General features: G+C 73.8%; 14 protein-coding genes. 10 read left to right on the top strand and 4 right to left on the bottom strand.

The features are described from left to right. Entirely contained in the window at positions 1-666 is a 666-nt protein-coding gene (locus AB0I60_RS16105) for an HNH endonuclease (protein ID WP_360730304.1), read from the top strand. Position 667: 1 nt separating this feature from the next. Here AB0I60_RS16105 and AB0I60_RS16110 read toward each other — a convergent pair whose 3' ends face one another. Then, positions 668-1,276, bottom strand: coding sequence for a hypothetical protein (locus AB0I60_RS16110; protein ID WP_360730306.1), 609 nt, complete (start codon positions 1,274-1,276; stop codon positions 668-670). A 264-nt stretch (positions 1,277-1,540) separates the two neighbouring features. Between AB0I60_RS16110 and AB0I60_RS16115 the strand changes: the two genes are divergently transcribed. The 3 genes from AB0I60_RS16115 to AB0I60_RS16125 are packed head-to-tail and all read left to right on the top strand — an operon-like array spanning position 1,541 to position 3,476. Next, complete coding sequence (locus tag AB0I60_RS16115; protein WP_360730309.1) at positions 1,541-2,743, top strand: MFS transporter; 1,203 nt, start codon at positions 1,541-1,543, stop codon at positions 2,741-2,743. Between the two features lie 27 nt (positions 2,744-2,770). Beyond that, the gene (locus AB0I60_RS16120) at positions 2,771-3,013 is read left to right on the top strand and encodes a hypothetical protein (protein WP_360730311.1); all 243 of its coding nucleotides are present in this window, start codon (positions 2,771-2,773) and stop codon (positions 3,011-3,013) included. Then, entirely contained in the window at positions 3,000-3,476 is a 477-nt protein-coding gene (locus AB0I60_RS16125) for a DUF5130 family protein (protein WP_360730313.1), read from the top strand. Before AB0I60_RS16120 ends, AB0I60_RS16125 begins: the two co-directional genes overlap by 14 nt. Before the next feature lie 163 nt (positions 3,477-3,639). Here AB0I60_RS16125 and pepN read toward each other — a convergent pair whose 3' ends face one another. Further along, complete coding sequence (gene pepN, locus AB0I60_RS16130) at positions 3,640-6,201, bottom strand: aminopeptidase N (protein WP_360730316.1); 2,562 nt, start codon at positions 6,199-6,201, stop codon at positions 3,640-3,642. A gap of 220 nt (positions 6,202-6,421) precedes the next feature. Here pepN and AB0I60_RS16135 point away from each other — a divergent pair, with 220 nt between their 5' ends. The 3 genes from AB0I60_RS16135 (at position 6,422) to AB0I60_RS16145 (ending at position 11,175) form a co-directional block, all read left to right on the top strand. Further along, on the top strand, positions 6,422-7,024 hold the full coding sequence (locus AB0I60_RS16135; protein ID WP_360730647.1) for a disulfide bond formation protein DsbA: 603 nt from the start codon (positions 6,422-6,424) through the stop codon (positions 7,022-7,024). Between the two features lie 66 nt (positions 7,025-7,090). After that, entirely contained in the window at positions 7,091-8,446 is a 1,356-nt protein-coding gene (locus AB0I60_RS16140; RefSeq protein WP_360730318.1) for an aldehyde dehydrogenase family protein, read from the top strand. A 356-nt stretch (positions 8,447-8,802) separates the two neighbouring features. Further along, positions 8,803-11,175, top strand: a complete 2,373-nt coding sequence (locus AB0I60_RS16145; RefSeq protein ID WP_360730319.1) for a LuxR C-terminal-related transcriptional regulator — start codon at positions 8,803-8,805, stop codon at positions 11,173-11,175. Positions 11,176-11,188: 13 nt separating this feature from the next. Here AB0I60_RS16145 and AB0I60_RS16150 read toward each other — a convergent pair whose 3' ends face one another. Together AB0I60_RS16150 and AB0I60_RS16155 are read right to left on the bottom strand one after the other, a co-directional pair. Beyond that, positions 11,189-11,824: a DUF429 domain-containing protein gene (locus AB0I60_RS16150; RefSeq protein ID WP_360730322.1), complete on the bottom strand. Its 636-nt coding sequence runs from the start codon at positions 11,822-11,824 to the stop codon at positions 11,189-11,191. Continuing rightward, positions 11,821-12,534, bottom strand: a complete 714-nt coding sequence (locus tag AB0I60_RS16155; protein WP_360730325.1) for a 2-phosphosulfolactate phosphatase — start codon at positions 12,532-12,534, stop codon at positions 11,821-11,823. Before AB0I60_RS16155 ends, AB0I60_RS16150 begins: the two co-directional genes overlap by 4 nt. A gap of 28 nt (positions 12,535-12,562) precedes the next feature. On the opposite strand from AB0I60_RS16155, the gene AB0I60_RS16160 reads away from it, so the two are divergent. From AB0I60_RS16160 to AB0I60_RS16170, 3 genes are read left to right on the top strand one after another with little or no spacing between them, the layout of a single operon-like run. Continuing rightward, positions 12,563-13,030, top strand: coding sequence for a ribose-5-phosphate isomerase (locus tag AB0I60_RS16160; protein WP_360730650.1), 468 nt, complete (start codon positions 12,563-12,565; stop codon positions 13,028-13,030). Beyond that, the gene (locus AB0I60_RS16165; RefSeq protein WP_360730328.1) at positions 13,030-13,686 is read left to right on the top strand and encodes a hypothetical protein; all 657 of its coding nucleotides are present in this window, start codon (positions 13,030-13,032) and stop codon (positions 13,684-13,686) included. Before AB0I60_RS16160 ends, AB0I60_RS16165 begins: the two co-directional genes overlap by 1 nt. Next, positions 13,679-14,482, top strand: coding sequence for a zinc finger domain-containing protein (locus tag AB0I60_RS16170; protein WP_360730330.1), 804 nt, complete (start codon positions 13,679-13,681; stop codon positions 14,480-14,482). Before AB0I60_RS16165 ends, AB0I60_RS16170 begins: the two co-directional genes overlap by 8 nt. The last annotated feature ends 58 nt before the right edge of the window (positions 14,483-14,540 follow it).

The raw sequence follows: 14,540 nt of genomic DNA on the forward strand, positions 1-14,540 counted from the left end.
GTGCCAGACCGACAACCCACCCCGATCGGCGCCCTGGCGAACGCCGGGATCGCGTCGTCGGCCCCGTCCGGCCAAAAACAGCCCGTGGTGCACACCGTGCACGCTGTGGTCGACGGGGAGGGAGCCGGTCCGGCCCCCGTGGTGCTGCCCTGGGGAAGACGCAAGGTCCTGCTGCTCAACGCCACCTTCGAACCGCTGACCGCGCTGCCGCTGCGGCGCGCGGTGGTGCTGGTGGTGTGCGGCAAGGCGGAGGTGGTGCACGGCGACCCGGCAGGTGCCGTCGTCCACTCGTCGACGGCCGAGGTCGTGGTGCCGTCGGTGATCAGGTTGAGCAGTTACGTGCGGGTCCCCTACCGGGGCCGGGTGCCCCTGACCCGCGCCGGTCTCATGCACCGGGACCGGTACCGGTGCGCGTACTGCGGCGGACGCGCCGAGACGATCGACCACGTGGTGCCGCGCTCCCGTGGCGGGCCCCACACCTGGCAGAACTGCGTGGCCTGCTGCGCGAGGTGCAACCACCGCAAGGCCGACAAGCTGCTGTCCGAACTGGGCTGGCGGCTCCGGGTCGTGCCGAACGCGCCGCGCGGGCCGCACTGGCGGCTGCTGGCCGGTGTCACCGAGGCCGATCCGCTGTGGCTGCCCTACCTGGGCGAACCCGCGGCCTAGCTCACGCCGCCAGTGCGAACCGGTCCTGCGCGGTGATCCGCACGGAGTCGCGTGCCGTGATGCGAACCGAATCGTGAGCCGTGATGCGAACCGAATCGTGAGCCGTGATGCGAACCGAGTCGCGTGCCGTGATGCGCACGGAGTCCCGAGCGGTGATGCGGACCGAGTTCGCCCCGGTGATCCGGACGGACTCCGAGGCCGTGATCCGGACCGAGTCCCGCGCGGTGATGCGCACCGAGTCGTGGGCCGTGATGCGGACCGAGCCCTGCGCGGTGATCCGGACCGAGTCGCGGGCGGTGATCCGCACGGAGTCACGGGCTGTGATGCGAACCGAGTCACGCGCGGTGATCCGCACCGACTCCGAAGCGGTGATCCGCACCGAGCCGCGACCGGAGGTGCCGACCGAACCGCTCAGCGCGGTGATCCGGACAGAGTCCCGGTCGATGGGCCGAACGGGTCGGGTGAAGGTGATCCGACTGGAGTCCTGCGCCGTGATGCGCACCGAGTTGGAGGGCACGGCCGGGCGCTGAACAGGCGTAGCCGACTCGTCCGTCCGGGTGTACGACGAACGAGTGAGGGTGGCGGCCTGGTTGCGGTTCACGGTGTACATGTCGTGTCCTCCGAGACTCATCGGGCGGGAATTAGTATCCGGAAAGGGATGCGCAAGACCCGTACAGGTGAAAAGCTAGAAGCCGACTGGGCGGAGGACAAGACGCCAAACCGGCCGCCATTCGCCTCCGTCCGGGCGAAGTCCGAACGGGCGTACTCACTGCGACGGTAGAACCGTTCGGTTACTACTTTCCGCGATGGTGGACACCCTGCGTAACGTGAGGTCTGGTCGAAAGTCGTCCGGATCACAGACGGGGCGTCGCACGTGGGCAGATCGATCGGCGTCAAGGGTGTCCGAACTGCGGATTTCCGCCTCCTGACCGGGGCCTGGGTCACCTCGTTGGTGGGCGACGGGGTGCGGACCGTGGCGCTCCCGCTGTACACGGCGGTGAGCACCAGGAGCCCGTTGGCGGCGTCCGCCGTGGCGGTCGCCGTGGTGCTCCCGTGGCTGGTGGTAGCGCTCCCGGCGGGGGTGCTGGTGGACCGCTGGAAGCCCCGGCTCGTCGTCGGTGTCGCACACGTGTTCAGGGCGGTCGTCACGGGGGTGCTCGCCTGGGCGGTTTTCACGGACAGCGCGTCGGTCGCCGTCCTGTGCGCCGCCGGCTTCCTCCTCACGAGTGCGGAGACCTTCGCCGACTCCGCGTCGCAGGTGCTGCTCGTGGACCTCGCCGGCCCCGACGACCTGGAGGAGGCCAACGGCCGGTTCGTCACCGCCGAGACCGTCGGCATGGACCTCGCCGGCCCGCTCGCGGCGAGCCTGCTGTTCTGGTGGCACCCGGCGGCGTGCTTCGCGCTGGACGCCCTGACCTTCGTCGTCGCCGCCCTCTTCGTCGTCCGACTGCCCGAAGTGGACCGCCCGGACCACACGTCGCCCGGCAGCCTGCGGGCGCAGCTCGTCGAAGGCGCGGGCACCCTGTTCCGGGTGCGGGGGCTGCGCGTCCTGGTGCTCGCGGTCGGTGTCACGGCGGTGTGCGCGGCGGGCGTGAACGCCATGCTCGCGCTCTACTCGATCAACGTCCTCGGCCTGCCCGAGCAGTTCGTGCCGTGGCTGGTCGTGGTGATGGCGCTGGGCGCGCTGGCCGGCGCGCGGTTGAGCCCGAGGCTGGCCTCGCGCCTGGGGGCCGCGCCGGTGATGGTGGGCGCGCTGGTGCTGCTGGGCGTGGCGTTCGCCGTGTTCGGCGCGGTCCCGCTGCTGCCGGTCGCGGTCGGCGCGGTGTTCTTCTTCGGCCTGGCGTCGGCCGGCTGGAACGTGCTGTCCGCGACCCGCCGGCAGCGCCTGACGCCCAGGCCGCTGATGGGCCGGGTGACGAGCGCTTACCGCGTGCTGGCGTGGGGGCTGTCCCCGATCGGGGCGGGTCTGGCCGGTCCGCTGGCCGCCGGGACGTCACTCGGAGCGGTGTACCTGGTGGCGGGCGGGGTGGTCGTGCTGACCGCCGTGGCGCTCGCACGCCCCCTCGCCCGGACGTGACGGGGTCGATCGGTTACCGTAACCGCCGTGACCATCGTGGAGACCGTGCTCGTCTTCGCGCTGATCCCGCTGGCCATCTACGGCGTGATCACGCTACTGACGCTGAGGCCGAAGGCCACCCGCATCGCGCGGTACCGCCCGGGCCAGGAATGGGGCTACGCCCCGGTGTGGTGGAGCGCCAACCCCGGCGGCCTGCCCGCCGACCACCACACCGAGACCGCCCCGGTCTCGGGCCCGACCGCCCGGGGAGGCGCACGTGGCAACTGGTGAGATCGCCCGGGTCGACCCGGCCGACCTGCCGCTCGGTTCGGCGGTGACCACCAGCGGCCGGGTGTCGGCCGCGCAGATGTACCAGGCGCACCCGCCGGCGCTGCCGTTCACGCCGGTGCAGCTCGCCGCGCTGGACGAGGCGATCACGCTCGCCAGCCGCACCACCGGGCTGGACTTCAGCGTGTACCTGGGCGCCCTGGGCTCCGACACGCGCGCCAGGGCCGTGGAGCTGCACGCCGCCACCGCCCGCCCGTCGCACGCGGTGCTGCTGGCCGTGTCGCCGGGTGAGCGCGCGGTCGAGGTGGTGACCGGCGAGGAGTCCCACCGCCGGCTCGCCGACCGGGGCGCGAAGCTCGCGGTGATGAGCATGGTGGCGTCGTTCAAGGAGGGCGACCTGGTCGGCGGCCTGGTGAGCGGTCTGCGGATGCTCACCGACCAGGCCGGTCACGCACCCCGCACCTGACACCGTCCGCGAAGGCCGCGCCCCCACCCGGGGAGCGCGGCCTTCGTCGTACGTGCGGACTCCCGAAGTCCCGACCCGCGCAGCCGCAGGCCGCCGGTCCGGGGTCCCCGGACACGCCGGAGGCCGCGCCCCGGTGCGGGACGCGGCCTCCGGGACCGTCCGATCAGGACCGGTCGAACTCCTGGGCCGCCAGGGCGCGCACGATGCCCGCCCGGCCCTCCGACACCAGCCGGCGCAGTGCGGGCGGGCGCTCCTCCGCCAGCCACGCGTCCGCCGCCGTCACGGTGTCCTGCGCGATCGACCACGACGGGAACAGGCCGACCACCATCGACTGCGCCCGCTCGCTGGAGCGCCGGTCCCACACGTCCGCCACGTCCGCGAAGTAGCGCTCCACGAACGGCTGGAGCAGCGCCTTCTGGCCGGGGTGCTGGATGCCCGCGACGACCGCCTCGCTCACCGCGTTCGGCAGCTCGTCGTCGTTCACCGCCCGGTCCCACGCCTCGGTCTTCGCCTCGACGGTGGGTCGCAGCGCCCGCGCCGACTCGGCCCGCCGCCGACCGGTCGCGGTCGGGTCGCGGCGCTCCTCGGCGTCGATCTCGGCCAGGTCCGCCGCGCCGTGCGCCACCAGCGCCTGGAGCAGCCGCCACCGCAGGTCCGTGTCCACGTCCAGGCCGGGCAGCACCTCGGTGCCGTCGTACCAGCCCCGGACCACGGCCACGCCCCCGGCGTCGAGCACCGAGCCCGCGAGCGCGTTGACGAACGCGAGCTGGTGGTCCGAGCCCGCCTCGGCGGCCTGCGCCAGCTCCAGCGTCTTGGCGACGAACCGCCGCCAGCCCTCGTCCCGCCACGACGTGTCCGCGTAGGACGACAGCGCGGTCTGCGCCTGGAGCAGCAGCCGCTGCACGACGCCGACCTCGGTCTCCGCGTGCAGACCGCCCAGCACCAGGTTCACGAAGTCGCGCGCCTTGAGCTCGGCCTCGCGGGTCATCTCCCACGCGGCCGACCAGCACAGCGTGCGCGGCAGCGGCTCGGCGATGTCGGCGATGTGGTCCACCAGGGACGCCAGCGAGTGCTCGTCGAGCCGCATGGTGCAGTAGGTGAGGTCGTCGTCGTTGACCAGCACCAGCTTGCCGCGCGGCACGCCGACCAGGTCGGGCACCTCGGTGCGCTCGCCGGACACGTCCAGCTCGACGCGGTGCGTGCGGACCAGCTTGCCGTCCGCGTCGGAGTCGTAGACGCCGATCGCCAGCCGGTGCGTGCGCAGCTCGCCCGCGCCCGGCCGCGCGCCGCCCTGGAGGACGGCGAAGTCGGTGAACCGGCCGTCCGCATCGACGGAGTACTTGGGGCGCAACAGGTTCAGGCCGGTGGTCTCCAGCCACTGCGCGCTCCACCAGGACAGGTCGCGGCCCGACGCCTCCTCCAGCGCGCCGAGCAGGTCGGCCAGCGTGGCGTTGCCCCAGGCGTGCTTGGCGAAGTACACCCGCAGGCCGGCCAGGAAGTTGTCCAGCCCGACGTAGGCGACGAGCTGCTTGAGCACCGAAGCGCCCTTGGCGTAGGTGATGCCGTCGAAGTTGACCTCGACCGCCTGGAGGTCCGGGATGTCCGACGCGACCGGGTGCGTGGAGGGCAGCTGGTCCTGCCGGTACGCCCAGGACTTCTCGATCTTGGCGAAGGTCGTCCACGCCTGCCGGTACTCGGTGGCCTCGGCCTGCGCCAGCACCGACGCCCAGGTGGCGAACGACTCGTTCAGCCACAGGTCGTCCCACCAGCGCATGGTGACCAGGTCGCCGAACCACATGTGCGCCATCTCGTGCAGCACGGTCTCCGCGCGCCGCTCGTAGAGGTAGCGGGTGACCCGGCTGCGGAATACGTAGTCCTCCAGGAACGTGACGCAGCCCGCGTTCTCCATCGCGCCCGCGTTGAACTCCGGCACGAAGCACTGGTCGTACTTGCCGAACGGGTACTTGACGCCGAACGCCTTGTGGAAGAACCCGAAGCCCTGCTTGGTCTCGGTGAACAGCCGCTCGTGGTCCATGTGCGGGGCCAGCGACGCGCGGCAGTAGATGCCCAGCGGGATCGTGGTCTCCCCGTCGGTGAACTCGTCGCGCCACTCCGCGTACGGGCCGGCGACCAGCGCCACCAGGTAGGTCGACATCGGCTTGGTGCGGGCGAAGACGTGCTTGTCCGCGCCGCCCTCGGCCTCCACAGTGGACTCCACGGCGGCGTTCGAGACGACCTTCCAGTCCGCCGGCGCGACCACGGTCAGGTCGTAGACCGACTTGAGGTCCGGCTGGTCGAAGCAGGCGAACATGCGCTTGGCGTCCGCCGTCTCGAACTGGGAGTACAGGTACACGCCGCCGTCGACCGGGTCGACGAACCGGTGCAGGCCCTCGCCGGTGTTCATGTACCGGCAGTCGGCCTCGACCGTCAGCTCGTTGACCTCGGCCAGGCCGGTCAGCGGCAGGCCGTCGTCCTCGCGGTAGCCGGAGACGTCGAGTTCCACCCCGTTGAGCACCGCGCGGTGCACGGTGGCGGCGACGATGTCGACCCACGAGGACGCGCCCGGCGTCCGGCTGCGGAAGGCCACCGTGGTGGTGGACCGGAAGGTGTCCGAGCCCGGCTTGCCGCCACCGTCGGTGAGGTCCAGCTCGATCTGGTAGGAGTCGACTTCCAGCAGCACAGCCCGCTGCTGCGCCTCGTCGCGGGTCAGGTTGGGTGCCGCCACTGGTCACCTCGTCTGCCGGCGCCCTCGTGGTCTCGGCGCCGACCTCGTCGGAACGGGGAAGGTGTCGCGTCGGTGAACACGACAGTCGCATCCAATCACGTGGGACCCGGTTAGGTGGACCCCGACCGAGGGAAGAGTCCGGGGACGTCGGTGGTTGGCACGGGTGGAGACCGCAGCGGCGGGCGCCCGCGACCCGCCCGAGCACGAGGAGCACCGCACCATGACCACCAAGGTCGACTTCTACTTCGACCCGGCCTGCCCCTTCGCCTGGATCACCTCGCGGTGGATCCTGGAGGTGGAGCGGCAGCGCGAGATCGACCTGAGCTTCCGGGTGATGAGCCTCTCGGTGCTCAACGAGAACCGGGACCTCGACGGCGGTTACCGCGACCTGCTCGACCGCGCCTGGGGCCCGGTGCGGGTGGCCATCGCCGCCGCCCGCCACCACGGCGAGGAGGTGCTGCGCGACCTGTACACGGCGATGGGCACGCGCATCCACAACGAGGGCAACAAGGACTACGACGAGGTCGTCAAGCTGGCCCTGGAGGACGTGGGCCTGCCCGCGACGCTGGCCGAGGCGGCGCGCTCGACCGAGTACGACGAGGAGCTGCGGGCCAGCCACCACCGGGGCATGGACCCGGTGGGCGAGGACGTCGGCACGCCGACGATCCACATCGACGGCGTGGCGTTCTTCGGGCCGGTGCTGACCAGCATCCCGCGCGGCGAGGACGCGCTGAAGGTGTTCGACGGCGCGGTGGCGCTGGCGTCCTTCCCGCACTTCTTCGAGCTCAAGCGCACCCGGACCGGGGACCTCGACTTCTCGTGAGCCACCGGATGTGACACTCTGAGGCGGAAAACGCCCCAGAGTGTCACAACATCCGGGAGTCCAGTCATGATCGAGGTCGTCAACCCGGCCACCGAAGAGGTCGTCGGCACGGTCCGCGCGGGCACACCCGGTGACGTGGACACCGCCGTCACCAGGGCCGCCGCCGCGTTCCCGGCCTGGGCCGAGACCCCGGCGGAGGAGCGCGCGCGGCTCGCCCGGCGGATCGCCGAGGGACTCGCCGCCCGGACGGGCGAGCTGGCCGCCACCATGACCACCGAGATGGGCACCCCCATCACGTTCGCCACGAAGGTGCAGGTCCCGAACCCGGTCGGGATCGCCAACGGGGTGGCCGACGCGCTGGAGGCGGGCTACTTCGCCGACGTCGAGATCGGCAACTCGCTCGTCCTGCGCGAGCCGATCGGCGTGGTCGGCGCGATCACGCCGTGGAACTTCCCGCTCCAGCAGATGGTCGCCAAGGTCGTGCCCGCGCTCGCGGCGGGCAACACCGTCGTGCTCAAGCCCAGCGAACTCGCCCCGCTCACCGCCGGGCTGCTGGCCGAGGTGCTGACCGCGGCGGGCGTGCCGCACGGCGTGTTCGAGCTGGTCCACGGTGCCGGACCGGTGGTCGGCGAGGCGCTGGTGGCGCACCCGAGGGTCGACGCGGTGTCGTTCACCGGCTCGACCCGGGCCGGGCGGCGGGTGTCCGCGCTGGCCGCCGAGACGGTCAAGCGGGTGGCGCTGGAGCTGGGCGGCAAGTCCGCGAACGTCGTGCTCGACGACGCCGACCTGGCGCGCGCGGTGAAGATCGGCGTGGCCAACGCGTTCATGAACAACGGCCAGGCGTGCAGCGCGTGGACCCGGCTGCTGGTGCCCGCCGACCGGCACGACGAGGCGCTGGAGATCGCGGTCGCCGCCGCCGCCAAGTACGTGCCCGGCGACCCCGCCGACCCGTCGACCCGGCTCGGCCCGGCGGTGTCGGCCGCGCAGCGCGACCGGGTCGTCGGGTACGTCCGGCGCGGTGTCGAGGAGGGCGCGGTGCTCGCCCTGGGCGGCCCGGACGCGCCCACCGAGCGCGGTTTCCACGTCGCGCCGACGGTGTTCGGCAACGTGCGGCCGGACATGGCCATCGCCCAGGAGGAGATCTTCGGGCCGGTGCTGTCCGTGCTGCCCTACACCGACCAGGACGACGCCGTGCGGATCGCCAACTCCACGATCTACGGCCTGGGCGGCGCGGTCTTCTCCGCCGACCCCGAACGCGCCCTGGCCGTGGCCAGGCGCCTGCGCACCGGCCAGGTGGACATCAACGGCGCGGCGTTCAACACCTCGGCCCCGTTCGGCGGCTACCGCCAGTCCGGCAACGGCCGCGAGTTCGGCCGGTTCGGGCTCGACGAGTTCACCGAGGTGAAGTCCGTCCAGCGGTAGCCCGGGTCCCGGCGAGGAGCCGGTCGACGGCCAGGTGAGGCGATCGGGGGCCCGGGAGCTTCCGGGACCCCGATCGCATCCCCCCTTGCGCCGGTGCGCGCTCCGGGTCCGCCCGGCGGGCTGCGCGTCCCCCGACCCGCCGGGTGGGGGGAGGACCTCCGCGTCACGCCCGCCGCTCGTCGCTGGGGAGAACAGCCCCCGGCGCGCACGCGACGCATCCCGTCGACCGGGACGGGTCCGAGCCTGCCGCGTCCGCCCGGCCCGGCATACCGGTGAACTCCGCACAACCGCGACCGGGGGGCGCCCGGGACCCCTAAGCTTCGGCGGGCACCTCCCAGGAGGCGCAAAGGGGGGCGATGACGACCGGACGCGCCCGCGCGGCACTGCCCGCGCCGGTGATCGAACTGGTGGGCCGGGAAGAGCTGGTCGAGGAGACCGTGCAGCGGCTGCTGGACGGCACCCGCATGGTGACGCTGGCCGGGCCGGGCGGCGTGGGCAAGACCGCGCTCGCGCTGGAAGTGGCCCGGCGCTGCCGCGACCGGCACGCCGGCGCCGGCCACGTGGTCGTGGCGTACCTGGGCGACTCCGCGCGCCCCGACGAGCTGCACCGGGAGGTGGTGCGCGCGGTCGGGGTGAACGACCAGTCCTGCGCCGACCCGGTGGACGTGCTGGTGGAGTTCCTGCGGGACAGGGAGCTCCTGCTCGTGCTGGACAACTGCGAGCAGCTCTGGGACGCCGTGGGCGACCTGTGCGCGGTGCTGCTGGCCGAGGCGCCCGGCGTGCGGGTGCTGGCCACCAGCCGGCAGTACCTGGGCATCGCGGGCGAGCACACCGCGCTGGTGCCGCCGCTGTCGGTGCGCGCAGGGGACGCCGCCCGGTCCGACGCGATGTGCCTGCTGCTGAAGCGGGCCGAGGCGGCGGGGCGCCGGATCACCGAGGACGACGACCGGGACGCGCTGGCGGAGCTGGTCGACTGGTCCAGCGGGCTGCCGCTGGTGCTGGAGCTGGTCGCGGTGCGGCTGGGCGGCGGCATGTCGCCCCGGCAGGTCCTGGAGCGGCTGGACGGCGGCCGGCTGCTGGCCACCCGCACCCGCCGGGTCCGGCCGCACCACCGCACGCTGGAGCAGACCCTGGACTGGTCCTACGACCTGTGCTCGCCGGGCCAGCGCCGGCTGCTCGCCCGGGTCTCGGTGTTCGCGGGCGGCTTCGACCTGCGCACCGCCGAGGAGGTCTGCTCCGGCAACGGGATCGCCGAGGACGACGTGCTCGACCTGCTGTCCGACCTGGTCGCCCAGTCCCTGGTGCAGGCCGGTCACGACGGCCGCTACCACCAGCTCCAGCCGCTGCGCGAGTACGGCCAGCGCCGGCTGCGGGCGCTGGGCGAGGAGCAGGAGGTGCGCGACGCGCACAGCGCGTTCTTCCGCGACCTGGCCGGTGAGTTCGCCACCCGCTGGTACTCCCCGGACGAGGTCGCGCTGCTCCAGCGCTGCTACGACGAGATGCCGAACTTCCGGGCCGCGCTGCACCACTGCGCCACCACGCCCGGACTGGCCGGGCTGGGCCTGGCGATGCTGCACGACCTGGCCCGCCTCCGGGTGCAGTTCTTCTTCGCCATGCTGGGCGAGTTCCGGGGCTGGTTCCGCACGCTGCTCGACCTCACGCCCGAGGAGCCCACGCCGGAGCGCATCGGCTCGGCGGTGCTGCTCGGCTGGATCATGCTCTGCCAGGGCTCGCAGCAGGAGGCCGGCGTCGTGCTGGAGGAGCTGCGCGCCCTGGTCGGCGACCGGGACGACGTCGCACCCGCCGTGCTGCTGGAGGGCGCCTACGCCATGCTCGTGGAGGGCCACCCGAGGTGCATCGGGCTGCTGCGCCGCGCGGTCGAGCTGTTCGAGGGGCTGGGCCCGGAGTACGGGGGCGACCGGGGCAACTTCCGGCTCATCTGGGCGCTGGCCGCCGGCTTCTACAGCGACGAGGCCACCGGGATCGCGGCGGCCGAGACCTACCTCGCGGACGCGCGGGCGGCGGGTGCCGAGTGGGCCGTCAGCTGGGCGCTGTGGGCACGCGGCCTGGCCCCGCTGCGGCACGGCTCGCCCGCCGAGGCGGTGACCTGGTTCCGGGCGAGCCTGGAGATCCGGATCGGGCTGCGCGAGCAGTGGGGGAGCACCTGGTCGTCGGAGGCGATCGCGTGGGCGCTGGCCGGCGTCGTGGAGCAGGAGGGCGCGGCGTCCGACCTGCTGGAGACCACCGCCGAGCTGCTCGGCGCGGCGGTGCTGATGCAGACCTCGACCGGTGTGGCGATCGGCGGCCTGCTGCCGTTCCTGCGGGAGCGGGAGAAGGCGCACGCGACCGTCGTGGCCCGGTTGGGCGCGGCCCGCTACCAGCGCGCCTACGACCGGGGCGCGGCGATGACCGACCGGGACGAGGTCTACGCGCTGGCGCTGCGCCCCGAGGTGCGTCGCACCGGGCCGGCCGACGTGGCGCTGGCCGACCTGTCGCGCCGGCAGCGCGAGGTGGCCGTCCTGGTCTCGCGGGGGCACCCCAACCACGAGATCGCCCGGCGGCTGCACCTGTCCGTCTCGACCGTGGAGAACCACCTGACCGCCGTCTTCGCCAAGGTCAACGTGGCCAACCGGGTCGAGCTGGGCACGTGGGTCGGCGCCCAGACCGGGGCCTCCGCCCAGAACGGGTCCCCGGAGCGGAACGGCACCACCCCCGAGGACAGGGGCTGACGCGGTTCCGGCCCTACACCTCGATGAGCGCGGGCGGCTCGCCCAGCGACTCCGACCGCCCCGCCGCCCACCGGTCCGCCGACCACGCCGCCGCCAGCGCGTCCAGCACGTCGTCCACCGCCGGCCCGGCCGGCAGGTCCGCCAGCACGTCCGGCACGTCCACGAAGGCCCGCAGCGCGATCAGCCGCTGCGCGACCCCGCGCGCGGTCCGCTTCGGGTCGACCACCCGGGGGTCGAGCACCCGGAACGTGGTCTCCGGGTGCACCTCGACCACGTTCGCGGGCAGCTCCCGCCGCCACTGGCGGATCTTCGGCACGAGGTGCCACGCCTGCTTGCTGATCGCCTTGCCGTGCGCGGCCCGCGACACCGCGCACGCCTCGGCGTACGTGGCGCAGTCCAGCACCGCCGCGACCGGCGCGAAGAACATCGAGGACCGGGCGGGCCCCAGCAGCTCGCGCGCCCGCACGTCGGACGCGCGGTAGCCCGCCGCCGGTGACCTCAACGGCATGTCCACGCCCACGGCGGCGCACCCGGTGGTCAGCGCGACCACCTCGTCCGCCGAGCCGACCCGGTGCCACCGCACGTCCGACCGGGACGCCACCAGCGCCACCACCCACCCGCCGGGCGTGCCGTCGACGCCGGCGATCACGCCCGCAGCACCCCGTCCACCAGGCGCGGCACGGCGGTGCTCACGTCCACCTGCGAGGCCAGCGCCACGTCCGCGCCGTGCCCGCCCGCGATCAGCTCGCGCCCGGACACGCAGCCGGCCAGCACGTCCCCCACCGAGGACCGCGCGAACACCTCCGCCGCCACGACCGCTTCGACCGAAGCCGCCCCGTACCCGAGCAGCGAGGCCAGCACCGCGCCCGCGCCGAGCAGGTCCTCCACCGCCGGCCGCAGCGGGCCCCGGTGCGCGTTGGCGGGGCTGTTGACGTGCACGCCCCAGCGCTCGCCCGCCGCGACCACCCCGATCGGCCCGCCCCGGGCCAGCTCGCGGGCCGCCGTGGCGACCGCGCGGGCGTTGCGCAGGCACCCCGCCACGACCAGCGACTCGGTGGCCCCCGCCAGGTCGCACAGCGTCGCCCCGTTGGGTGAGGGCAGCTCCAGTTCGGTGCCCGCCGGCAGTTCCACCAGCGACGACGGCCGCAGCGTCCACGCGGGGTCGGCGGGCACGGCCGCGCGCGCCCGGTCCGACCAGCGCACCGGCCGCACCGAGCCGCCGCGCCCGACAACGATGTCGGCGGCCGTGCTGAAGGACAGCACGTCCACGACCACCACCACGGCGCACAGCCCGCCGAGTGCGGCGACGCCCTCGTCGCCCCATTCCAGCCGCAGCTGGTATCCCTCTTGACCGAACACCCGCGCAAGGATGGCAGACTTCCCGGACGTGCGTGTTTACCTGGGATCCGACCATGCGGGCTTCGAGCTGAAGGCCCACCTCGCGAAGCACCTGACCGAAGCCGGCCACGACGTGGTCGACGTCGGGCCGGGGGTCTACGACGCGGAGGACGACTACCCGCCGTTCTGCATCGAGGCGGCCCGCCGCGTGGTGGCCGACGAGGGCAGCCTGGGCGTCGTGATCGGCGGCTCCGGCAACGGCGAGCAGATCGCCGCCAACAAGGTGCCCGGCGCGCGGGCCGCGCTGGCCTACAGCGTGCAGACCGCGCAGTTGGCGCGAGAGCACAACAACGCCCAGCTCATCGGCGTGGGCGCGCGGATGCACTCCGCCGAGGAGGCGACCGCGATCGTCGAGGCGTTCCTGTCCACCCCGTTCTCCGACCAGCCCCGGCACGCCCGCCGGATCTCGATCCTGAGCGACTACGAGCGCACCGGCGAGGCACCGGAACTGCCCTGATGATCCGGCAGTTGCTGTTCGAGGACCTGGACGGGGTGTTCGCGCCCGACCCGGAGACGGTGATCGACGCCGCGTCGGCGGACCCCCGGTACCTGGAGCGGGTGCCGGGGCTGATCGCGCTGCTGACCGCCGAGGGGACCGAGCGCTACCACTGCTTCCTGGCGGTGCAGGCGCTCGCGTCCTGGGGCTGCGACCGGGTCTACCCGGTGGTGGTGGCCGCCGCCGAGGCCGGCCGCCGGGTGCCGTGGCTGGGCGTGGTGCGCGACCAGGCCGGCCGGGACCGGACGTTCCCGGAGCTGGCGGGTGCCGTCGCCGAGGGCCGCCGGCACACCTCGGGCACCGCCGCCGAGGCGGCCCGGGTCGAGGCGCTCACCGCGCTGGTCGGGCTGGGCGACGAGCTGTTCTTCGACTGGCAGCTCGCCCACGCGGCGGACGAGCCGGCGGCGGCCGACGCGCTGGCCGCCACCGTGGCGCGCGGCCTGGACCGGGTGGACGAGCCGGACTTCGACCGCGTGCTCCAGCTCGCCGGGCTGTGCGCGGTGCTCGGCCGCCACGACCGCGAGCGCGCGGTGCCGCTCGCACAGCGCCTGCTGAGCGCGGACGCCCGGCTCAGCGTGCGCATCCACCTGCGCGAGGTGGTGGCGATCGGTGCCTGAAGGACACACCCTGCACCGGCTCGCCCGGCTGCACCAGCGCCGGTACGCGGGCTCGGCCGTCGAGGTCACCAGCCCGCAGGGCCGGTTCCCGGCGGCCGAGGTGGACGGCCGGGTGCTGCTGCGCGCCGAGGCGCACGGCAAGCACCTGTTCCACGTCTACGGCCCGGACGCCACCGTGCACGTCCACCTCGGCCTCTACGGCACGTTCACCGAGCACCCGCACCCGGTCACCGAGCCGGTCGGCCAGGTCCGGATGCGCGTGGTCGGCCCGACGCACTGGACGGACCTGCGCGGCCCCACCCGGTGCGAGGTGCTGACCGACGGCGAGGTGGCCGCGCTGCGCGGTCGGCTCGGCCCCGACCCGCTGCGCCGCGACGCGCGACCGGGCCTGGTGTTCGCCCGGGTCGCCGCGTCCCGCAGGTCGATCGGCGTGCTGCTGATGGACCAGGCGGTGATCGCGGGCGTCGGCAACGTCTACCGGGCCGAGGTGCTGTTCCGCCACGGCCTGCACCCGCTGACGCCGGGCCACCGGGTCGACCGGGCCCTGTGGGACGCGATCTGGGCCGACCTGGTGCTGCTGATGCGCGACGGCGTGAAGGTCGGCCGCATCGACACCGTGCGCCCCGAGCACCTGCCCGCCGCCACCGGCCGCGCCCCGCGCGAGGACCGGCACGGCGGCGAGGTCTACGTCTACCGGCGCACCGGGCTGCCGTGCCTGGTGTGCGGCACGCCCGTGGCGATGGCCGTCCTGGCCGCCCGCAACCTGTACTGGTGCCCCGTCTGCCAGCCGGAGTAACTCCCCGTTCCCCCTGAACCCGGAACCTCCCGCCCCCGAACCAGGGGCGAGGCGGAGG

This window comes from Actinosynnema sp. NPDC050436, from assembly GCF_040655415.1.
GTDB lineage: Bacteria > Actinomycetota > Actinomycetes > Mycobacteriales > Pseudonocardiaceae > Actinosynnema.

Bases quoted from the DNA above. Each gene is read 5' to 3' on its own strand.
- AB0I60_RS16110 (WP_360730306.1), bottom strand. From the start codon at position 1,276: ATGTACACCGTGAACCGCAACCAGGCCGCCACCCTCACTCGTTCGTCG.
- AB0I60_RS16135 (WP_360730647.1), top strand. From the start codon at position 6,422: ATGACCACCAAGGTCGACTTCTACTTCGACCCGGCCTGCCCCTTCGCC.
- AB0I60_RS16140 (WP_360730318.1), top strand. From the start codon at position 7,091: ATGATCGAGGTCGTCAACCCGGCCACCGAAGAGGTCGTCGGCACGGTC.
- AB0I60_RS16145 (WP_360730319.1), top strand. From the start codon at position 8,803: ATGACGACCGGACGCGCCCGCGCGGCACTGCCCGCGCCGGTGATCGAA.
- AB0I60_RS16165 (WP_360730328.1), top strand. From the start codon at position 13,030: ATGATCCGGCAGTTGCTGTTCGAGGACCTGGACGGGGTGTTCGCGCCC.